Source organism: Clostridium sp. FP2 (assembly GCF_011065955.2).
In the GTDB taxonomy this organism is placed as follows: domain Bacteria; phylum Bacillota; class Clostridia; order Clostridiales; family Clostridiaceae; genus Clostridium_AD; species Clostridium_AD tagluense.
Genome location: NZ_JAAMNI020000001.1, coordinates 3,646,956 through 3,668,298, shown reverse-complemented (window position 1 = coordinate 3,668,298; position 21,343 = coordinate 3,646,956). Strand labels below are relative to the sequence as shown.

Annotated in this window: 21 protein-coding genes; 20 read left to right on the top strand and 1 reads right to left on the bottom strand. The window is 30.8% G+C overall.

Annotated elements, in window-relative coordinates:
- Positions 1-119: 119 nt before the first annotated feature.
- The 16 genes from G9F71_RS17655 (at position 120) to holA (ending at position 16,232) form a co-directional block, all read left to right on the top strand.
- Positions 120-434, top strand: coding sequence for a hypothetical protein (locus tag G9F71_RS17655; protein WP_164949107.1), 315 nt, complete (start codon positions 120-122; stop codon positions 432-434).
- A 12-nt stretch (positions 435-446) separates the two neighbouring features.
- A complete protein-coding gene (locus tag G9F71_RS17650) occupies positions 447-1,487 on the top strand; it encodes a V-type ATPase subunit (protein WP_164949106.1) in 1,041 nt (346 codons plus the stop codon).
- 38 nt (positions 1,488-1,525) lie between these two features.
- On the top strand, positions 1,526-3,493 hold the full coding sequence (locus tag G9F71_RS17645) for a V-type ATP synthase subunit I (RefSeq protein ID WP_164949105.1): 1,968 nt from the start codon (positions 1,526-1,528) through the stop codon (positions 3,491-3,493).
- Between the two features lie 85 nt (positions 3,494-3,578).
- A complete protein-coding gene (locus G9F71_RS17640; protein ID WP_164944476.1) occupies positions 3,579-4,004 on the top strand; it encodes an ATP synthase subunit C in 426 nt (141 codons plus the stop codon).
- Positions 4,005-4,022: 18 nt separating this feature from the next.
- Complete coding sequence (locus G9F71_RS17635) at positions 4,023-4,331, top strand: V-type ATP synthase subunit F (protein WP_164949104.1); 309 nt, start codon at positions 4,023-4,025, stop codon at positions 4,329-4,331.
- Between the two features lie 30 nt (positions 4,332-4,361).
- Positions 4,362-4,973, top strand: coding sequence for a V-type ATP synthase subunit E (locus G9F71_RS17630; RefSeq protein ID WP_124998213.1), 612 nt, complete (start codon positions 4,362-4,364; stop codon positions 4,971-4,973).
- A gap of 88 nt (positions 4,974-5,061) precedes the next feature.
- Entirely contained in the window at positions 5,062-6,819 is a 1,758-nt protein-coding gene (locus G9F71_RS17625; RefSeq protein ID WP_187353457.1) for a V-type ATP synthase subunit A, read from the top strand.
- Between the two features lie 49 nt (positions 6,820-6,868).
- Complete coding sequence (locus G9F71_RS17620) at positions 6,869-8,251, top strand: V-type ATP synthase subunit B (protein WP_124998209.1); 1,383 nt, start codon at positions 6,869-6,871, stop codon at positions 8,249-8,251.
- Position 8,252: 1 nt separating this feature from the next.
- Positions 8,253-8,873, top strand: a complete 621-nt coding sequence (locus G9F71_RS17615; protein WP_164949102.1) for a V-type ATP synthase subunit D — start codon at positions 8,253-8,255, stop codon at positions 8,871-8,873.
- 313 nt (positions 8,874-9,186) lie between these two features.
- On the top strand, positions 9,187-9,369 hold the full coding sequence (locus G9F71_RS17610; RefSeq protein ID WP_164944470.1) for a hypothetical protein: 183 nt from the start codon (positions 9,187-9,189) through the stop codon (positions 9,367-9,369).
- Between the two features lie 190 nt (positions 9,370-9,559).
- Positions 9,560-9,724, top strand: coding sequence for a zinc-ribbon domain-containing protein (locus tag G9F71_RS17605; RefSeq protein WP_124998203.1), 165 nt, complete (start codon positions 9,560-9,562; stop codon positions 9,722-9,724).
- 160 nt (positions 9,725-9,884) lie between these two features.
- Entirely contained in the window at positions 9,885-10,445 is a 561-nt protein-coding gene (locus tag G9F71_RS17600) for an MORN repeat-containing protein (RefSeq protein WP_164949101.1), read from the top strand.
- Between the two features lie 119 nt (positions 10,446-10,564).
- Positions 10,565-13,057 (top strand): cation-transporting P-type ATPase, encoded by a 2,493-nt coding sequence (locus G9F71_RS17595; protein ID WP_207712052.1) that lies wholly within the window; start codon positions 10,565-10,567, stop codon positions 13,055-13,057.
- Between the two features lie 87 nt (positions 13,058-13,144).
- Entirely contained in the window at positions 13,145-13,387 is a 243-nt protein-coding gene (locus G9F71_RS17590; RefSeq protein WP_124998197.1) for a hypothetical protein, read from the top strand.
- Between the two features lie 44 nt (positions 13,388-13,431).
- Entirely contained in the window at positions 13,432-15,177 is a 1,746-nt protein-coding gene (locus G9F71_RS17585) for a ComEC/Rec2 family competence protein (protein WP_164949099.1), read from the top strand.
- A 20-nt stretch (positions 15,178-15,197) separates the two neighbouring features.
- Positions 15,198-16,232 carry a DNA polymerase III subunit delta gene (holA, locus tag G9F71_RS17580; RefSeq protein ID WP_164949098.1) on the top strand — a complete coding sequence of 345 codons (1,035 nt, stop codon included), beginning with the start codon at positions 15,198-15,200 and terminating at the stop codon, positions 16,230-16,232.
- A gap of 39 nt (positions 16,233-16,271) precedes the next feature.
- Here holA and rpsT read toward each other — a convergent pair whose 3' ends face one another.
- The gene (gene rpsT, locus G9F71_RS17575) at positions 16,272-16,544 is read right to left on the bottom strand and encodes a 30S ribosomal protein S20 (RefSeq protein WP_124998191.1); all 273 of its coding nucleotides are present in this window, start codon (positions 16,542-16,544) and stop codon (positions 16,272-16,274) included.
- A gap of 256 nt (positions 16,545-16,800) precedes the next feature.
- Between rpsT and gpr the strand changes: the two genes are divergently transcribed.
- The 4 genes from gpr to lepA all read left to right on the top strand — a co-directional run bounded on the left by gpr (position 16,801) and on the right by lepA (position 21,300).
- On the top strand, positions 16,801-17,775 hold the full coding sequence (gene gpr, locus G9F71_RS17570; protein WP_164949097.1) for a GPR endopeptidase: 975 nt from the start codon (positions 16,801-16,803) through the stop codon (positions 17,773-17,775).
- Between the two features lie 52 nt (positions 17,776-17,827).
- Positions 17,828-18,937, top strand: coding sequence for a stage II sporulation protein P (locus tag G9F71_RS17565; protein ID WP_164949096.1), 1,110 nt, complete (start codon positions 17,828-17,830; stop codon positions 18,935-18,937).
- Positions 18,938-19,024: 87 nt separating this feature from the next.
- Positions 19,025-19,282 carry a hypothetical protein gene (locus tag G9F71_RS17560; RefSeq protein ID WP_164949095.1) on the top strand — a complete coding sequence of 86 codons (258 nt, stop codon included), beginning with the start codon at positions 19,025-19,027 and terminating at the stop codon, positions 19,280-19,282.
- A 212-nt stretch (positions 19,283-19,494) separates the two neighbouring features.
- Positions 19,495-21,300: a translation elongation factor 4 gene (gene lepA / locus G9F71_RS17555; RefSeq protein ID WP_164949094.1), complete on the top strand. Its 1,806-nt coding sequence runs from the start codon at positions 19,495-19,497 to the stop codon at positions 21,298-21,300.
- Positions 21,301-21,343: the final 43 nt, after the last annotated feature.

Below are 21,343 nucleotides of genomic sequence, written 5' to 3'. Positions count from 1 at the left end.
TGTCAAAAATAGCTTTCGACATTACTATTGAAAGAGGATATAATGGAAGAATGGTTATTTCAAAATTCTAGGAAAAAAACAAATCGATGTATTATTTTAAAAATATTGGGGGTGATACTTTGGAATTTGTAATGAATAAAGTAATGAGTATAGACAAAGATGCTGAAAGGTATAGAAAGGGCATTGATGAACTGATAAAAGAAAAACAAGATGAACTTGAAAAAACAATAGTAGATATGAGGAGTGACTTTGAAGAAGAATCTAAAATTATTAAGAGTACTATAAGTAATGAAAAAATAACTAAGGCAGATAATAGAGCTGAAAACATAATAAAAGAAAAGGAAGAAGGATTAAATGATATTAATGCCAAATATCAAATTAATAAATTGAAAATAGTAGATGAAGTATTTAATAGAATAATAAAGTCACTATAGGAGTGAAAATATATGGGAAGTGTTGTTAAGTTTAGTGCTATAAATACTAAAGTAAAGGCAATGATGGGAAAGATGCTGAGCTTAGATCAGTACTCAAAATTACTAAATTGTAAAGACCTTAAAAGCACTCTTAAAGTATTAAAAGAGGAAACTAGCTATGGTGAACTTTTAGAAGCATACAATTTAGAGAAAATTCATCGGGGTGATTTAGAGGTTATTTTACATAAGTATTATATAAGTACTTATAGTAAATTTATAAATTATTTTGATGGTGAATATAGAAGTCTCGTAAAAACTTTTTTTATAAGATGGGAAATAGAAGATTTAAAAGTAATTTTAAGGGGTAAATATTTAGGCCTTAGCAGTGAGGAAATAGACAAAAAACTAATTGCCAGAAGTTCCTTAAATAAAGTAAATTATGATTACTTATTAGCTTTAAAAAGTGTAGAAGATGTAATAGATGGATTAAAAGGTAGCATATATTATAAGAGTTTAAAAAACTTAGCTAAAGATACAAGTACAAAAGGTTTGTTTAGAATTGAAACTGAACTTGATTTTGTTTATTTTACGTCAATACGCCGGGAACTTAAGCATTTAGATAAGGAGAATAAAGAAGTAGTATATAGTGTAATGAGTCTTGAAGCAGACCTTTTAAATTTGGGCTGGATATATAGGGGGAAGACTTTTTACAAGATATCTCCAGAGGAACTGTTTAACTATACTATATATAATGGATATAAGCTTTCAAAGGAAAAACTTAAGCAGCTTTGTTATATAAATAATATAGAGGAATTCAACAATATATTAGAAAAAACGCCCTATGCATCCATATATGAAAAGGATGATTATAATTTAATTGAAAAACGAGAACGTGAATTTCAAAAAAAATATTTTAAAAAAATTCTTAGAGAAAATAAAACTAATATTAGTATGGTTATAAGTTATCTTGTTGTTTATAGGATTGAAATAAGAGATGTTATTTCTATAATAGAACAAAAAAGGTATGACATGGATATGAGTGAAGGTATTAATTATGTTTCTGTCACATTATAAATTGTTAACTACCATATAAAAGCGCAGGAGGTGATTTTGTGTCTATAGAAAAAATGCATATGGTTAATTTGGTTGGGGCTATTAAGGATTTTGATAAACTGACTAAAATGTTAGCACTAGAAGGCTGTATGCAACCGGTAAGTGCTTTGCAAGAAATAAATTCGTCAGACTTTGTACTGAAAACTTCCACGGATAATATAGAGGCTTTAATGGATGTAAACTATATAAGACCTTACTTATATGATAAAGAATATAATATAAGTTTAAAATATATTGAGAAGCTTAAGGATGCTCAAAAGACCTTTGGTAAAAGCGTTGAGTACGCTGGCCAGGTTATTTTTGATTTTGATACAATGGAAAAAGAACTAGAGTCAGTCTATGGCAAATATAAGGTTTTAAGCACAAAACTCGAGGATTTAAAAGAAAAAGAGCAATATCTTAAAAACACCTATGAGGCATTAGAATTTTTAAAGAATGTGTCTCTCCCTATGGAAGATATTACTACTATGAAAAATTTTCAAATGGGATTATACAAAGTGCCAAAGGAAAACATGCTTAAAATAAAAGCAAATTATGAAAATATACCTTCAATAATTCAATCTGTCTATGAAGAAAAGGATTTTGTTATATTTATAGCATTTACTCCAATACTTTTGCTCGTAGAGGCGGAAAGAATTTTTAAATCTGCAAATTGCGAAAAAATTCTAGTACCTGAGCATTACACGGGGGTTCCGAGAGACGTGTCAGTGATAGTTTCTGCGGAAATAAATGAGGCAGAGCAATCTACAGTGAAAATTAAAAAACAACTTAGCAATTTCCTAGATGAAAATTATAAAACTATAAAAAATATTCAAAAGAGTTATGAATTAGAGCAAAAGTCAGGAGAAATAAAAAAAAGTGCGGCTTGTACAAATGAATTTTTTTATCTTTCAGGTTGGATACCTAAAAGTTTTATGGACAAATTTAATGAGCTACTTTTGAGTTTTGATGGTAGAATATTGACCATTAAAAAAGATCCTAATGAAAGAACGAATAAAGATATAGCTCCACCAACAATGCTTATAAATAATAAATTATTCAAACCTTTTGAGAGTATGGTTTTCATGTATGGTGTCCCTAGTTATGGTGAAATAGACCCTACCATGTTTTTTGCAATAACCTATACATTAATGTTTGGTGCTATGTTTGGAGATGCAGGCCAAGGATTAGTATTGTTATTAGCTGGGTTTTTGCTAAAGAATAAGCTAGGTAAAAATAATTTAGGCGGAGTTTTTGAAAGACTTGGGATAAGTTCTATAGTATTTGGATTTCTATATGGAAGTGTATTTGGATCTGAAACAGTAATCCCAGCCCTTCTAATTAGACCCATGGAAGATATTAATGACATATTAATTGTGGCAATAATATGCGGATGCGGTTTTCTTATTTTAGCTTTTATATTAGGAATCACTAACAGTTTAAGGCGGAAAGACTTAGAACGTGGACTTTTTGGAAAAGAAGGACTAGCAGGTTTTATGTTCTATATTGGAGCTTTAACATTAATAGTATCTGTAGTTTATAAGAAACCATTATTACCAATAACTATTTGGATAATATATTTTATTTTCTTTTTATTATTGATATTGTTAAAGCAGCCGCTGGCAAATATTATTTTAGGTAAAAAAATATTATTTGAAGATGGAGCTAAGGATTATTTTATAGAATCAAGTTTTGAGGTAGTAGAAACGCTACTATCTATGTTTTCTAATACCCTGTCATTTATAAGGGTAGGTGCCTTTGCCTTAAATCACGTTGGTTTATTTGTTGCATTTTCTGCTATGGCTTCTATGGCTAAAAGCGGATTTGCTTCTGTGTTAATACTGATACTTGGGAATATAGTGATTTTATGTCTTGAAGGGCTCATAGTATTTATACAAGGATTAAGACTTGAGTACTATGAATTATTCAGTAAGTATTATGAAGGTGCCGGGGTTAGTTTTGAACCTGTGAAAATTAAACTTAAGTAACACATATAAAAAGTATGTGTTCATTATTTAAAGTTAACAAGTGTGCAAGTTAATACACTTGATATTAGAGGGAGGAATAATGATTATGACTATATTATTAATGTTAACATTTTGTGTTGTTATAGCTACTATTACTTATGGAGTTGTTGAGCAAAGTAAGATAGATGTTTTAGGTAGACAAAAAATTAAAAAAGCTCTTAAAATAAACTTAGGTGTATTTATACCAGTTATGATGGGAGCCTTAATAGTAAATATTCCAAGTGTAGCTCACGGTGCGGTGGCGGTAGCTGCAAACCCTGCTGCAGGACTTGGGTATTTAGCAGCTGGACTTTCTACAGGACTTGCAACTATTGGTGCTGGCTATGCTGTAGGTGCCGTTGGATCTTCAGCCTTAGGTGCGGTATCAGAAGATCCTAAGATACTTGGAAAAACTCTTATCTTTGTTGGTCTTGGAGAAGGTATTGCTATATATGGACTTATTATATCTATAATGATACTTTCAAAATTATAATTTTTAGGAGAGAGGCTTATGAGAAGCTATTTAATAAGTGATAATATAGATACATTTGTAGGCATGCAAATGGCAGGGCTGGAAGGCGTTGTTCTTCACGAAAAAGAAGAAATAGTTAAAAAAATTAAAGAATTAAAAAAAGACAAGTCAATAGGAATAATAATAATAACAGAAAAAATTGCAGCGAAAATACCAGATGAGATAAGTAGCATAAAGCTGTCCAAGGAAAGGCTTCTTTTGGTAGAAATTCCAGATAGGCATGGATGGAGCAAAGGTAGTGACGCTATTTTAAGATACGTTAAAGAGGCTATAGGGATTAAGTTATAAAAAGCATAACAATTGGCAGGAGGTTTGGTTATGACCACCATTGAAGATAAGATAAGTTTGTTTTCTAAGATAATATATGACAAGGTAAATGAAGAAAAAGAAGGAAGGCTAAAAGACTTTAGAGCCGAGGCGCAAAAAAGAATAAATGTGGAAAAAGAAAAGATAGAAGAGCTTAGGCGCTGCCTTCAAAGAGATGTGGCAAAAAAATCCGATATTAAAGCAAATGGGATAGTGGCAAAAGAAAGGCTTAAAAAGCAAAGAGAAATGTTATTTCTTAAGGAAAAACTGATTAAAGAGGCTTTAGAAAATGTAGGGCAAAAGCTTGTAGAATTTGCCTTATTACCGGAATATAAACCTTATTTTTTAAGTATATTGGAGAAGACTTTAAAGGAAATAGATAGTGGAGATTACTATATTATAATACTCAAAAGGGATTATGAGAAATTTAAAAGGGAAATTGGGGTCGTACTGAGTAATTACAGTGATAGAAATGTGGAAATAAAGATTTCAGAGGAAGACTTTATAGGAGGCATAATACTAAAAGATATTGAAGGAAAATTTAAAATAGATAATAGTTTATATTCAAAACTAGAAGAAAGTAAAGAAATAATTGGTGTTAGAGTTATGGAAATGCTAGCCTGAGAATAAGCTGAGAGTTGAGAGATGATTTAATTATTTTGATGTACTGCAGCTCTCAACTGTCAACTGATTTATGAATGGGAGGAAAGACATGGAAGGAAATATAATGGGAGTAAATGGTCCAGTTATAAAAGCTGAGCACATGAAGGGCTTTAAAATGAGAGAAATGGTTATGGTAGGATTTAAAAAGCTCATCGGTGAAATCATAATATTGGAAGAAGATTATGCAACTATTCAGGTTTATGAAGAAACTAGTGGTCTTAAAATAGGTGAACCTGTAATTTCTACTGGAAGTCCTCTTTCTCTTAAACTGGGACCGGGAATACTAGGAAATATATTTGATGGAATTGAAAGGCCACTAGAAAAAATAAATGAAATGTCTTATGGCTTTTTACCTGAGGGTATAGGCCTAATTTCTCTTGATGAAGAAAAACTTTGGTCCGTAGATATTAACGCAAAGCTTGGAGATGAATTAAAAGAAGGATATATATATGCAAGTGTTCAAGAAACGGAATCTATTATGCATAAGATAATGGTTCCACCAGGGGTATTTGGAACTGTAATTGAGGTAATTAAAAATGGGAACTACAATATAGAAACCACAGTGGTTAAATTAAAACAAGATGAAAAAATTCATGAACTTAAACTTTATCAATATTGGCCTGTAAGAAATCCAAGACCAGTAAAAGATAAAAAAACTATTTTTAAACCTCTTATTACGGGACAAAGAATAATAGACATGTTCTTTCCTATAGCAAAAGGGGGTACTTGCGCCATTCCTGGAGGATTTGGTACTGGAAAGACTATAACCCAGCACCAACTTGCCAAGTGGTCTGATGCAGATATCATAGTGTACATTGGTTGCGGAGAAAGAGGAAACGAAATGACAGAAGTTCTAGAAGATTTCCCGAAACTTATAGATCCTAGAACAAACTTGCCACTTATGAATAGGACTGTACTTATAGCTAATACATCAAATATGCCGGTAGCTGCAAGAGAAGCAAGTGTTTATACTGGTATTACAATAGCCGAATATTTTAGGGATATGGGATATCACGTTGCTATAATGGCAGACTCAACTTCAAGGTGGGCAGAGGCCCTGCGGGAAATTTCAGGAAGACTTGAAGAGATGCCTGCTGAAGAAGGTTATCCAGCCTATCTTCCATCAAGAATTGCAGAGTTTTATGAAAGAGCAGGTTACGTAGAAAACTTAAACGGCAGCGAAGGTTCTGTTACTGTAATTGGTGCAGTTTCACCTGCTGGTGGAGACTTCTCAGAACCTGTTACTCAAAATACTAAAAGATTCGTTTCTGCCTTTTTAGGCCTTGATAAAAAATTAGCTTATGCAAGACATTATCCTGCAATAAACTGGCTATCTAGTTATAGTGGCTACACTTCACTTTTAAAGGAGTGGTATGAGGAAAACGTGGCGGAAGACGTAATGGATTTAAGAGCAAAGATGCTTAAGCTTTTATATGAAGAAAATAAGCTTCTAGAGATAGTTAAACTGGTAGGTGAAGATGTGCTTCCGGACGAGCAAAGGCTTATTATAGAGGTAGCTAAATGCCTTAAAATTGCGTTCCTTCAGCAAAATGCCTATAATGCTGTAGATACTTTTGTACCCTTAGGAAAACAATATAAGATGCTTAAAGCTATAGAGTCATTTTATGATAATGGATGTAGGGCAGTAAAAGCTGGGATACCAATTTCTGTTATAATGAATAAAGAATTAATGGAAAAGCTTTATAAAATGAAATACAATGTACCCAACGATAACCCAGAACTAATAGATGATTTAGAAAGTGAACTCGGGAAATATTTTGAGGAACTTATAGAAAGATATAGATAGGTAGATAATAATATATACCTACAGAGACTAGTAAGGAGGTATAAGCACTATGAAGAAAGAATATTTAATGTTAAACAAAGTCCAAGGACCTTTAATTATACTTTCTAATGTGGAAGATGTAGCTTACGATGAAATCGTTGATATATTGGTGGATGGAAAATATAAAAAAAAGGGAAAGGTTGTTCAAATTTATAAAGATAAGGCTATAGTACAAGTTTTTGAAACAACAACTGGGATGTCTGTTAGCAATACTTCAGTGCATTTTAAAGGAGAGTCCTTTAAGATAGCTATTACAAAGGATATATTAGGACGAGAATTTAATGGAATAGGCGACGCGCGAGATAATGGTGGAGAGGTTTATTCTTCAAAAAAATATGACGTAAATGGAAGACCTATGAATCCTGTTGCTAGGAGATACCCTAGAGACTATATACAAACAGGAATATCATCAATAGACTGCCTAGCAACCTTAATAAGAGGACAAAAACTTCCTATATTTTCTGGAAATGGTATGGCCCATAATGAATTAGCTGCGCAAATTGTAAGGCAAGCGAAAGTTTCTAGTGAGGAAGATGAGAAATTTTGTATAGTATTTGGAGCTATGGGGATAAAGTATGATGATGCTAATTATTTCAAGAAAAGCTTTGAAGAAGCGGGAGTGCTCGAAAAGGTAGTTATGTTTACAAATTTAGCAGATGATCCTATAGTTGAGAGAATAATAGCCCCTAGATGTGCACTTACTGCTGCAGAATATTTAGCTTTTGAAGAAGATATGCATGTACTTGTAATACTTACAGATATGACTAATTATTGTGAAGCACTTCGAGAACTATCGTCTTTAAAAGAAGAAGTTCCAAGTAGAAAGGGCTATCCAGGATATTTATATTCTGATTTAGCCTCGTTATATGAAAGAGCTGGCATGATGAAAGGAAAAAAAGGTAGTATAACTCAAATACCAATACTCACCATGCCTAACGATGATATAACGCATCCTGTACCAGATCTTACAGGCTTCATAACGGAAGGTCAAATTGTTTTAAGCAGAGGTATTCAGCAAAGAGACATATATCCACCAGTGAATATTTTATCCTCCCTTTCTAGACTTATGAAAGATGGAATTGGTGAAGGTTTTACTCGCGAAGATCACGGAGATGCATCAAATCAAATATTTGCAGCTTACTCTAGAGTACAAGATGTAATAGCCCTAGCACAAGTTATAGGAGAAGATGAACTTTCGGAAATAGATAAGGTATATATGGACTTTGGTAGAGCTTTTGAAGAAAGGTTTTTAAAACAGGACTATGATGAAAATAGGGATATGGCAGAAACTTTAGATTTAGCTTGGGAAATTCTTGGTATATTGCCGAAAAATGAATTAGATAGGGTTTCGCCTAAAATTTTAGAAAAATATTATAAAGCAGTGGTGAAGTAATATGGAAACCTTTGCGCCAACTAAGTCTACATTAATGGCTGCTAAAAGTTCTTTGGAATTTTCTGAAAAGGGCTTTGAACTATTAGATAAAAAAAGAAATGTATTAATAAGAGAAATGATGTCTTATGTAGATAAGGCGCGTGTTCTTCAGAATCAGGTAAATATGACTTTTTCAAAGGCATATAAAGCTTTAGAATCCGCAAATATAAATTCAGGAATAATAAAGATGGAAGATATAGCTATATCGGTCGAAGAAGCTAAAGATTATGAGATTTTATTTAAAAGTGTTATGGGAGTAGAAGTACCAAAAATTATTTTTGATAGAAAAGAAATAGAACCAAAATATGGATTTTACAGAAGTAGCGCTTCGATTGATGAGGCAATGAAGGAATTTAATAATGTAAAATATTTAACCTATGAGCTAGCAGAAGTAGAAAACGCTGTATACAGATTAGCCATGGAAGTAAAGAAAACCCAAAAGAGAGCAAATGCACTTCAAAATATACAAATTCCTAAATTTGAGGAAATAGTAAAGTTTGTAACAGAAGTTTTAGAAGAAAAAGAAAGAGAAGATTTTTTTAGGCTAAAAGTAGTAAAAAAGAAGCATAGAAAAGAGGATTAACAATCTAATTAAAGATTTGAAAATATAATGGTATGGCGCGTACTAAGTTAAAAGTACACGCCAAATTTATTTCCATAGCAATAAATCTAGTAAAAGTTAATTTTAATAAAAGAATATTCAAATTATTCAAAATGTGGTATAATGATTTTAGAAAGGGAGGGTAAAATAGGAAAATAATAAGAAGGTTTACGGATAGTAAATGAAGTGCCAGAGTGCACAAAAGTTTTAGGTTAAATTATTAGTTAGTTTTAAATAATATATGAGAAATATATAATTAAGAACAACATTTTAAATAAATAATAAGAGGTGGAATATGGAAGAATACAGAGGCTATGGAATAGAAGTTATGGAAAATGATGAGAAAGAATATCCGTTCAAAGCAATAGCAAAAAAAGAAAAAGAAGAAATAAAACATAAGGGACATAGCAAACTACAAGCCATTGACCTTGTTAAAGAAACCATTAATTTAGCAATAGCTCGAAATAATAAACAATAAATATTTAGTGTTTTTATAAGTATTTTAAAGAAAAGCATTGCAAATTAATAATATATGTGTTATTCTAAGTGAGTTGAGATTGCAAAATCATTAACATCAAGATTTAATATGATTTAAACATTACCTTTTTAGGCATATAAAGTAAATCAGCTCTTAAATCTTAATATAATTAAAAAGGAGAAATGTTTAAATGGCAGATAAAACTATAATATGCAAAGATTGTTCACAAGAATTCGTATTCACTGAGGGTGAACAGGAATTTTACAAAGAAAAAGGATTCGAAAATGAACCACAAAGATGTCCTGATTGTAGAAGAGCTAAAAAACAACAAAACAATAGAGGATTTCAAAGATAATATTATCTAATAAAAATTACCTGTAGGGATTAATTCCTACAGGTTTTTATTTTGCAAAAAAATATTGTATAATTTTAGGCAAAGCATGATATAGTATATTGTAGATGAGGTAAATAAAATAATAAGATAAGTATGCAAAGAGAAAAGGAGCTAGGATAATATGAAAAATATAAAATTAAGTAAAGCTAATATGGGCAAAATCACCATGAATAATGTTAAGTTAGATAAGGAGACAATTGCCCAAAAGGAACATATCCACGGGGGAACCTATGAGGGAGAAAAATTAGATGGTGTAAAGAATGGCCAAGGGACTTTTATTTATACGGATGGAAGTAAATATGTAGGTCTTTGGAAAAATAATAAAATGCACGGCGAAGGAACTCTTACTTGGGTCTGCGGGGAAAAATATGTAGGTGAGTGGAGTGATGATGAAAAACATGGTAGTGGAATATATACATGGGATGATGGTGAAAGATATATAGGAGATTGGGAAAAAGGCGAAAAAACTGGTCAAGGTATCTGTAATTGGCCAGATGGAGATATCTATGTAGGTGGTTGGAAAGATGGACTTAGGCATGGCGAAGGCATCCATACTTGGGCTACTGGAGATAAATATATAGGGCAGTGGCTAGATGATCAAAGAGAAGGCCTTGGAATGTACATATACGCTGATGGAGAAATAGAAATGGGACAATCTAAAAACAACCAATTGATAAGATAACCCTATTGGCATATTGTGCTTTAAAATTGTGAGACTTTAGCTATTTATGCTAAAGTCTCCAATTTATTCAACGAATATTATATAGTGTATAAAAAATGCTAAAGGATAGGTTGACTAATATGAAACAATGGTATGGAAACACAATGACAAAAGTAGTGAGAATTTTAGATTCAGACAGTAGGTTAGGGCTAGATGAAAACAAAATTAAACATATGAGGGAAAAACATGGCGAAAATCTTATATTAAAGCCAAAAACTCAAAGTCTTTTAACTTTAATTTTTGGAGAAATAAGACAATTATGGATGATCGTATCCTTCGTTTTTATAGCTATGCTATTCTACAACGGATTAACTGCTATAGCATGTCTTGCAACTTTAATAATGATAATAAGTGTTGCAATGTTAATTAATGGAGACTACAGTGAAGAAAAAAGTTTAATGGCAATTGATAATTTAAACACAGCTTTTTCTTATGTACTGCGAGATGGAAAGAGATGTAAAATAGCTTGTGAAGAAATAGTGGTTGGCGATATGTTTTATTTAGAAAAAGGTAGTTATGTGGCAGCGGATATTAGAATAATAGAATGCGAAGATCTTAAGGTGAGTGAAGTTGCTGTAACAGGTGAAAAACATGAAGTTGAAAAGTACTCTATGAAAATAGAGGGAGGGGTAATAAATCTTTCTCAAATAAAGAATATGGTTTTTAAATCATCTATTGTTACTGAAGGATTTGGACTAGGTATAGTTATTGCTACGGGGATGAATACGCAAATTGGTAAAATAGCAAGTGCGTTACTGGAATATAAAAATGATAATAGGGTTTTTACTAAAAAACTAAATAAAATTGCAAATAGTGTATCGAAAGTTACTATAATAGTAGCTGCCATAACTTTACTTTTTACACTATACAATAAATTTTCAATTCATGAAATTATAAACACTCTTATATATGTTTTTATGACATCTTATTCGCCAATTTATATTATAATATTATTTTTATTTTTTAATATTATATTCCGTGGATTTAAGAAGAAGAATATGTACATAAAGAGTATTTCTGCTATATATTTTATCAAGGATATTACTACAATATTTACAAAGAAGATTGGTTGTATTTCTGAGAATGTACTTGTTTTTAGACAAGTGTATTGTGACAATATGCTTGTTGATGTGGAAAAACAAGGTGTTATTATGGAAGACACTATGGAAAGAATAATCAGTATAGCATTACTTTGCAATGATGCTAAACTAGAAAGTGGTGGAGCATCTTATAGTGGAAATGATAATTCTATTGAAAACTTAGCAGAATATGCAATTCTTAAATTTTGTAATGAAGAATTGGCAGAAAAAAGTAGATTAGAAATGAAACAAGAAAGAGTTTTTAAAATACCCTATGATTCTGATAGGTTGATAAAAACTGTTGTGAATAAGATTGAGGATAGATATAGAGCTAATGTATCAGGTGGTCTTGATAGTTTATTAAATAAGTGTACGCATATTTTAATTAATGGTGTAGAAAAGGAAATTAAAGAAATTGATATTAAAGCCATTATAAATGTTCATATAGGCATGTCTAATAGTGCTTATAATGTTATAGGGTTTGGATATAGAAATTTCAATTATGAACCTAGCATTGATGAAAACATTGAAAGCAATTTAGTTTTTGTAGGTCTAATGGGTTTTGAAAATCCTATAAAAAATAGTTCGTATGCAGCAGTGAAAAACTGTGCGGACTTAAATGTTAAGCTTATTATAGATGAAGAGGATAATAAACTAGCTTGCTTAGCTTTTGGAAAACTAATAGGTCTTACACAGAAAAAAGAGGAAGTTTTATCCGGGGTAGAAATAGATTATATGGACAAAGAAGAATTTGAAAAAAATATTGAGGGTGTTAGCATTTTCTCCAAAATTTTATCTAAACATAAAAGTGAGATTGTGAACTGCCTAAATTCTAAAGGCCATTCTATAGCTTCGGTAGGGGATAGGTTAACGGATTTGGAATACCTTAATAAGTCCCGTATATCCATTTCAACAGGAAATGAATGTAGCACGGTAGTAAGAAAATTATCAAGCTTATTTTTACAAGAAAATGATTTAAGCGAAATAATTAATTTAGTTCAACATAGTAAAAAGATTATTAACTATATAAATGAATTGGGCTTATTTGTAAGTGTAGCAGGGTTTAGTGAAATCCTTATGATATTGGTTTGTTTAATTACTAGAAGTAAAATGCCATTTACACTTATTGAAATTTTATATTTAAATTTTATAATTATACCTTGCTCAGGGATGTCGATTCTATTTCAAAACAGGAATACAGATCAAGACATGAAAAATATTAACTATAAATATATAAAAAGAGTTTCTGTAATAAATTCATTTATTACTAGTGGTACATATTTTTTAATTTTGGGCTTAATGGGTGAATTTACAATTATCAGCACGGCCCACATAGGCTTTATTATTTTTGTTTTATACCAAAACATATTCTCCATAACTTTAATATATGAAAAACATTTTTTGAAAAATAAAGTTTCTTATATTTTGTCACTTATTAATATATTATTACAGTTTATATTTATTTTTATGTGCATTTTTAATATTCTTACTTAACCACAGCTGGAAAAATGAAAAATAAGCAAAAATACCCTGATTAATTTTAATATTTGTTGGATAAAATAAAATTGTGGAGGTGTGAAAATGCTTGAAAATATATTTGAAACAAAGATAATAGGAAGTAATACAATTTTTTTAGATATACCAGAAGAAGAGTATTTTATAAGTTATAATAATTTATCGGAAAAAGCGGCGGAGGAAATTACTTATAATTATTTTAAAATAAGAAATAAAACGGGCATACCTCATGTAAAACAGATTCATGCCATTCCTAATATCCACAATGTTGAGATTATAATAGAAATAGAAAAGGATGGAACAAATTAATATGTTCTTTTTAACAAATAAATTTTCAAGTAAGACAGTATATTATGGTTAGACCTTTAGTGTATTATGCAGTATCAATTTTTATGGGATGCTTTACGTTTTTAATTTTAATTAATAGTCCTATTTTAGGTGCAGTTATAGCTGCATCTTTTTTAGCTGTTATGTATTTAACTATAGATAAAAAATTTTATTATTTAATACTTTGTTTTTTTATTACTTCTGCAATAAGTTATTATTCTTATTTTAATATCAACCTGCCAAATGCACAAAAGGTGAAAGTTCGGATTTCAGACAAAAGTAACTATTTTTGCTATGCAAAATCCAATAACAAGAAAATTATTTTAGAGGGTAATATTTTTGAATTAACGGAGGGAAGAAATGTTTGGATAACTGGTAATTTTAAAAAAATGCCAGTTTATGAAAGAGGTATAGTTGGAACATATATAGTAAATGATTATAAAATATGTGATGAGGATTTAATATCAAAGGTTAAAAGTTTCAGAAAAGACTTATATCAAAAATTTTCTAAAGTACTTGGAAAAGAAAAAACGGCACTAGTCATGGCTGTATGTTTTGGAGACAGTGGCTTTATTGAAAAGACGCAAAAGGAAGATTTTAAAAAATTAGGCATCAGTCATGTTATAAGCGTTTCAGGACTACATATGTCAATAGTGTATAAAGCATTGGAAATTATTATTGGCTATAAAAGTGCTCTTTTATTTTCTTTTTTATATATGATATTTACAGGAGGGCAAGCATCTACTATAAGGGCTTTTATAATGATTTTTATATTAAAAATATCAAGTAAAGTTTATAAAAAATATGATAGTTTGTCATCTATTAGCCTAGCTGCAATTATACTATTGTTGTTTAGACCTTTTTATATTCTTGATATTGGGTTTATGCTTTCGTTTCTTTGTGTTCTTGGAATTATATTGTTTAATAAGAAGATAAAAAAGGTGCTATATAAGCTTCCCAAAGCTTTAAATGAATCTTTTAGTTTAAGTATAAGTTCTCAAATATTTTCACTGCCTTATGCGATTTTCACATTAAAAACTTTTAGTTTCGGATTTCTCTTTAGCAACTTATTGTTATTACCTTTTTATACCGTAGTTGTGATTTTAGGAAATATAGGACTTATCTTTAGCGGTGTTCAAGAATTGTTCAATTTAATAAATTATGGTTTGTATACCATTTTAACAATTATAGAATATATTCAAAAAATTTTAGGTGTAATGTTACCAGAAATAATTTACTTTTCTTATATAGAGAGTTTAGTTGTATTTGGTTTATATCTGTGTTATCTTGGAATTAAAAGTGGATATGAGCAATTTAAGTACCTTCCCCTTTGTGTTATTTTTGTTTTTGCATATCAAAATTATAAAGTTTTTCCAGAAATTAGCTATATAAATGTAAATAATAATGATATAGTTTTAATACAATATAGAAGTGATACAATTGCAGTGACCACAGGTAACATCAATGTGAAGGATCTAAAAGTGCCTGTAAAAGTAGATAATGTTTTTCGGGGGTACAAAGGAGATTCAACAATGACCCTTTCCAGTAAAGCTATGATTAGGTTAATCAGTCATGGTAATAAATTAGAAGCACAAGTATGCTTTTTAGAAAAATCAAATATAAAATCTAATCTAGAGGCTTTTAATAATAAGGGTAGTGAATTTACAGCATATAAAAGAATTATAAAATTAAAAAAGGATGAAACTTATACACCTAAAGGTACAATAATAAATAAACATATAATTCTAGGAAACAAAGTTTTAAAATTTTAACAGGGGTTGGTGGAAATATTTTGATTAATTTTACGGATTTAGAGAAAAAATTAAAGAAACATGAATTAGATAATTGTTATGTATTTTGCGGATCGGATGAAAAATTAATAAAGCAGCATGTCAAATTTGTAACTGATAATGTACTAAAAAGTGATTTTATGGATTTGAATTATTCGAAATTTGATGGTAACAAAGCTGATTTTGAGGCAATTATTGAATCTTGTGAAACTATGCCATTTATGAGTGATAAAAAAGTAGTGGTGGTATATAGAGCGTCATTTTTAAGTGATAGTGGCGGGAGTAAAACTTCCGGGGATTTGAAAAGTGAGAATTTCCAATTGCTAAATGAATATTTAAGCAATCCCGCACCTCATTGCATTTTAATTATATATTATGTGTTTTCAAATGATAGAGAGAAACCAAGTGCTAAAATTAAAAAAATAGATAAAAAAGCCTGCGTTATAAAAGTTGATAAATTAAGGGGTGAAGTTCTCCAGAAAAAATGTATGGATTTGTTCCAAGCTGCAGGTAGTAAAATAGGGAAGGCTGAACTTACACTATTTTGTAGTCAGGTGGACAATAATATGGACATCGTAGTTAATGAAGTAGAAAAATTAGTTTCTTATGCAGAGGGAAGAGACATTACAAAAGACGATATTTTGGCTATGATGCCTCAAAAGAGTGAAAATGATATTTTTAATTTAGTTGATTATTTGTCTCAGAAAAATATTAAAAGAGCTTTAGACATTTTAAATGAACTTATATATAAGGGAGAGAAGATTCCGCTTATACTATTTATGATAGCTAGGCAATTCAATCTTTTATTTAATATTAAATTAGGCATTGAAAGCGGGAAAACAAAAGAAATTTTGGCGGGGGAGTTAAGGCTTCATCCTTATATATGTGAAAAAATGATATCACAGAGTATGAAATTTACTTTAAAAGGGCTAAAGAGAAATATTGAGCTATGCCTTGATACGGAAAAAACACTGAAAAGCACTTCTACTGATAATAAGATAAATATGGAAGTCTTTATGATAAAGACTGTTATGTAACAAAAAAAATAAAAACCGGTGGACATCACCGGTTGTTTATTATGCAGTTAAACTTAAGTTGTTTAACTTCGCTGCGAGTCTTGACTTTCTTCTTGCTGCTTTATTAATGTGAAGAATTCCTTTTGTTACAGCCATATCTAAAGCTTTAACCACGTTTGCATATGTAGTTTTAGCTTCTTCAACGTTGCCAGTAACGACAGCTGTTTCGAATTTCTTTACCTTAGTTTTTAAAGCTGATTTAATCATTGTATTTCTCAATGTCTTAACCTCAGTAACTTTAATTCTCTTTTTTGCTGATTTAATATTTGCCATTCATTTTCACCCCCCTTTGTATTTAATCCGTATCAGCAGTTTTGGGGAAAACCGCATACGAGTCTATTTAATAGACAATAGACAATTGATATTATAGCATTAAAATTAAAGCACTTCAAGTTAAACTTATCCTACATATAGAAATTTTAATATAATGTTAAATTTTATAGAAATGTAAAATTTAAATAAATACTTTTTAAGAATAGGAAAAGGCTATTAGGAAAAGCTAATATTAAAATTTAGTTGAGGTGAAATTATGATAAGTATAAGAACAGACTTAGCGGTGGAAGCTAAAGAGATATACAGTGCAGAGAGTAATGGTAAGACCAGCGGTGTTGATGTAGAAGAGTATAGCGAGGGTGACATTAAAATTACTAATGTAAAAATAGTCAGCGATGTTGGAGAAAAAATGATGGGAAAACCAAAAGGTACATATATAACTATTGATATCCCAGAATTTGTTCACTATGATGGTGAGGCTATGGACAGGGTAAGTGTTGTAATAGGAAAGGTATTGAAGCCCTTAATAAAACTCGAAGATAGTATGACGGCGCTTGTGGTTGGGCTTGGTAATTGGAACGTTACTCCTGATGCTATAGGTCCAAAAGTTGTTTCAAAAATAATGGTTACTAGGCATTTAAAACAATTAGTGCCGGATTCCATAGATGAAGGCATAAGGCCGGTGTGCGCTATATCACCGGGGGTGCTAGGGATTACTGGTATGGAAACAGGCGAAATTATCAGAGGTGTGGTTGAGAAAATTAAACCTAATTTAGTAATTTGCATTGATGCGTTGGCTTCAAGGAAGATGGATAGAGTAAATAGAACAATACAAATAGGGACTTCTGGAATTTCTCCTGGAGCTGGAATAGGGAATCGTAGGATGCAAATAAATGAAGAAGTACTTGGAGTACCAGTTATAGCTATTGGGGTACCAACAGTTGTGGACGCAGCAACGCTAGCTAATGATACCATTGACTTAGTACTTGATGAGATGATTAGAACCGCAAATTCAGGGGGAGAATTTTATAATATGCTTAAATCCATTGATAAGGAAGAAAAGCAAAAGATGATAACAGAGATATTAAATCCATATGTTGGTAATCTTGTAGTTACACCAAAGGAAATTGATATGGTTATAAATTCTCTTTCTAAAATCATTGCAAGTGGACTTAATATAGCCTTGCAGCCAGCACTAAACCTGGAGGATATAAATAAGTTCTTAAACTAGTAATAAATTTCTATATTCCCTCATATATATTGTAAAAACAGGGGGGATGAAAATGAACTTTTCAAAACACACTATTAAAAAGAATAGTAATGTGAGAATTGTTTTTAGTATTTTCACATTACTAATTATTTTTTTATTTGGAATTGTTTTACCTAAAAATGCTCTGGCCTACAGTGAAGGGAATTATTTGAATTACTTTTATGTTAAGGCTATTGATAATACATTATCTGTAATTAAGTCCCTAGGCAATGAAGAGCAGTCTCCCAAAAGTGAAAGTAGTTTAAAATTACAAACTCTATCATTTCTAGGAATAGACATTTCGAATCCTATATCAATAATAACAAGAGAAATTTCATATTTGAATGAAAATGAAACTAATGGGGATGCAAAAAATAATAGCAATAAAGTAAACAATTTAAAAACATTTATTCTTAATCCCTTTAATTTAGGCGAAAAACAAATAAGTAAGGCTGAAGCTACAAGTCAAAAATCTAATGTAATTGCAAACCTTTATAATCCTAAATTGAAAAAAACTCTAAATAATGCAAAGCCAGAAGTGCTTATATACTATTCTCATACCTGCGAGGCTTATCGAACATCAGATGCGGATACATCTGACACTAACAGTAGTTTGGATAAAACAAGAAATGTAACTTCTGTAGGAGATGTAATAGAAGAGGAATTAGAAAAAAATTATGGAATTGCAGTTATAAATGATAAGACTGTTCATGATAAAGGAGATTATGGTAATGCCTACAAAAAATCTGGAGTTACTTTAGATAAGTATTTAAAGGAATATGGAGATTTTAAATTAATCATAGATTTACATAGGGATAGTGGAAATGCAGTAACTACCAAATTAAATGGGGAAGATGTAGCTCAATTTATGTTTGTAGTAACACAGAAAAACCCTAGATATGCAAAGCAAAAGAAATTAATAGATTCCATGATAGGAACATCAAATAAATTATTTCCGGATTTTTTAAGAGCTAATGAAATACATGCTTATCAATATGGGATAGGTTTTTATAGTCAAAATAAAAGTGATAATGCTGTGATGTTTGAAGTAGGGTCAAATAATAATACCATTAAAGAGGTAAAAAACACTGGTAAGTATTTAGCAAGAATAATTGCAGAGCAAATAAATGGGAAAAGTGAATAATATATATTAAAAAGTGCATCCTTACTAAGGTGAAGATAATAATTAGTAATTGTTATCTATTTGTTAGAACCCTAGGAGGCACTTTTTATGTGTAAAAAAGGTAGAATTAAATATATTCTTGTGATTTTTATTTGTTTTTCCGTATTTATGTATGGATTTATTAAAGTTAATATAACTAAGACAAAAGGTGAAAGACAAAAATCAAAGTTCACACTTGATTTAAAATATAAACCCTTTGATTTGAGAATAGAGACAAAGGACTATGTTTTTTATGTAAATAATAAAGTTTTGGATGATATGAAAGCAAAGTGTAGGGATGTATATAATGAAGTTATATCAAAATAATACAAATATTAACACGGGTAGTGAAATAAGTCCCCTATAAAAGTTCTTTGTGTTGACAAAGCTCTAGACATTTATGATATAATTTAAGTTGTTTTGTAAAAGCTGATATACTTTGTGGCAAATTACCATAATAAAAGGTGGAATATAAAGTATAGTTAGGTTATGCTAAAGAGAATAATTAAATTCATATACAATAACGGGGGTAAAAATTAATGCAGAGTGATAGACAAAAATACATAAGAAATTTTTCCATAGTTGCACATATAGATCACGGCAAGTCTACTCTTGCGGATAGGTTATTAGAAAAGACAGGTACTTTAACTAAAAGAGAGATGGAAGAACAAGTACTTGATACTATGGACCTAGAAAGAGAAAGAGGTATTACTATAAAATCTCAACCAGCTAGGCTTGTTTATAAAAGGGATAATGGCGAAGAATACATATTAAATCTTATAGACACTCCAGGACATGTAGATTTCAATTATGAGGTTTCAAGGAGTTTAGCCGCTTGTGAAGGAGCAGTGCTTGTAGTGGATGCATCCCAAGGAATTCAAGCTCAGACCCTGGCAAACTGTTATCTTGCCTTAGATAATAATCTTGATATTGCACCAGTTATTAATAAAATAGACCTTCCCAGTGCAAGACCAGAAGAGGTTATTAAGGAAATTGAGGATGTTATCGGAATTGAAGCTCAGGATGCTCCGCTAATTTCAGCTAAGACTGGACTTAATATAGAGGATGTTTTAGAAACCGTAGTAAATAAGATTTCACCACCTAGTGGTGACGCAGAGGCTCCACTTAAGGCGTTAATTTTTGATTCTTCTTATGATAGCTATAAGGGTGTTGTATGCTATGTAAGAGTTAGAGATGGTAAAATTAGACAAGGGACAAAGATTAAGCTAATGAATACTAGCAAGGTCTATGATGTAGTAGAAGTTGGAGTTTTCGTTCCAAATTATCTGCCTGTAACTGAGCTAAGTGCTGGGGATGTTGGATATATAACTGCATCTATAAAAAATGTTAGGGATGCTAGGGTTGGGGACACAGTAACAGAAGCTGCAAGACCAGCTCTAGAACCACTTAAGGGATATAGGCCAGCGGTGCCAATGGTATTTAGTGGTATTTATCCTGTAGATGGTTCTAGATATGGAGAATTAAAAGAAGCATTAGAAAAACTTCAGTTAAATGATGCGGCCTTAGGTTTTGAACCAGAGACGTCTATTGCTTTAGGTTTTGGATTTAGATGTGGATTCTTAGGTCTTTTGCATATGGAAATAGTGCAAGAAAGAGTTGAAAGAGAATTTAATTTAGATATTATTACTACAGCTCCTTCAGTTATATATAAAGTAATGAAAACTAATGGGGAGTTAATTGAAATAACAAATCCTACAAATCTTCCAGAGCCTACAGAAATTAATTATATGGAAGAACCAATAGTTAAAGCTTCCATCATAACACCATCGGAGCATTTAGGAACAGTTATGGAGTTATGCCAACAAAAAAGAGGCGTATACATTGATATGAACTATATAGAAACCACTAGAGTAGTTGTAAATTATGAATTGCCTCTTAATGAAATAGTATATGACTTTTTCGATGCCTTAAAATCAAGAACAAAAGGCTATGCATCTTTTGACTATGAATTAAAAGGATATATCAAGGCAACCCTTGTAAAATTAGATATTTTGCTTAAAGGAGAAAAAGTTGATGCTCTTTCTATGATTGTTCCTGAAGAAACAGCTTCTCATAGAGGGCGAGTTATGTGTGAAAAATTAAAAGAACATATACCAAGACAAATGTTCGAAATTCCAATACAAGCAGCTATAAACGCAAAGGTAATTGCAAGAGAAACTGTAAAAGCAATGAGAAAAGATGTTTTAGCTAAATGCTATGGTGGAGATATTTCAAGAAAGAGAAAATTATTAGAAAAACAAAAAGAAGGTAAAAAGAGAATGAGACAAGTTGGAAGTGTAGAAGTTCCACAAGAAGCATTTATGGCTATACTTAAGGTAGATTAATTAAAATAATGGAGAGTTGAGAGGTAGAGAAAACTCTCAACTC

Coding starts and splice junctions, on each gene's coding strand:
- G9F71_RS17650 (WP_164949106.1), top strand. CDS start 447: ATGGGAAGTGTTGTTAAGTTTAGTGCTATAAATACTAAAGTAAAGGCA.
- G9F71_RS17640 (WP_164944476.1), top strand. CDS start 3,579: ATGACTATATTATTAATGTTAACATTTTGTGTTGTTATAGCTACTATT.
- G9F71_RS17635 (WP_164949104.1), top strand. CDS start 4,023: ATGAGAAGCTATTTAATAAGTGATAATATAGATACATTTGTAGGCATG.
- G9F71_RS17630 (WP_124998213.1), top strand. CDS start 4,362: ATGACCACCATTGAAGATAAGATAAGTTTGTTTTCTAAGATAATATAT.
- G9F71_RS17625 (WP_187353457.1), top strand. CDS start 5,062: ATGGAAGGAAATATAATGGGAGTAAATGGTCCAGTTATAAAAGCTGAG.
- G9F71_RS17620 (WP_124998209.1), top strand. CDS start 6,869: ATGAAGAAAGAATATTTAATGTTAAACAAAGTCCAAGGACCTTTAATT.
- G9F71_RS17615 (WP_164949102.1), top strand. CDS start 8,253: ATGGAAACCTTTGCGCCAACTAAGTCTACATTAATGGCTGCTAAAAGT.
- G9F71_RS17610 (WP_164944470.1), top strand. CDS start 9,187: ATGGAAGAATACAGAGGCTATGGAATAGAAGTTATGGAAAATGATGAG.
- G9F71_RS17605 (WP_124998203.1), top strand. CDS start 9,560: ATGGCAGATAAAACTATAATATGCAAAGATTGTTCACAAGAATTCGTA.
- G9F71_RS17600 (WP_164949101.1), top strand. CDS start 9,885: ATGAAAAATATAAAATTAAGTAAAGCTAATATGGGCAAAATCACCATG.
- G9F71_RS17595 (WP_207712052.1), top strand. CDS start 10,565: ATGAAACAATGGTATGGAAACACAATGACAAAAGTAGTGAGAATTTTA.
- G9F71_RS17590 (WP_124998197.1), top strand. CDS start 13,145: ATGCTTGAAAATATATTTGAAACAAAGATAATAGGAAGTAATACAATT.
- G9F71_RS17585 (WP_164949099.1), top strand. CDS start 13,432: ATGGTTAGACCTTTAGTGTATTATGCAGTATCAATTTTTATGGGATGC.
- rpsT (WP_124998191.1), bottom strand. CDS start 16,544: ATGGCAAATATTAAATCAGCAAAAAAGAGAATTAAAGTTACTGAGGTT.
- gpr (WP_164949097.1), top strand. CDS start 16,801: ATGATAAGTATAAGAACAGACTTAGCGGTGGAAGCTAAAGAGATATAC.
- G9F71_RS17565 (WP_164949096.1), top strand. CDS start 17,828: ATGAACTTTTCAAAACACACTATTAAAAAGAATAGTAATGTGAGAATT.
- G9F71_RS17560 (WP_164949095.1), top strand. CDS start 19,025: ATGTGTAAAAAAGGTAGAATTAAATATATTCTTGTGATTTTTATTTGT.
- lepA (WP_164949094.1), top strand. CDS start 19,495: ATGCAGAGTGATAGACAAAAATACATAAGAAATTTTTCCATAGTTGCA.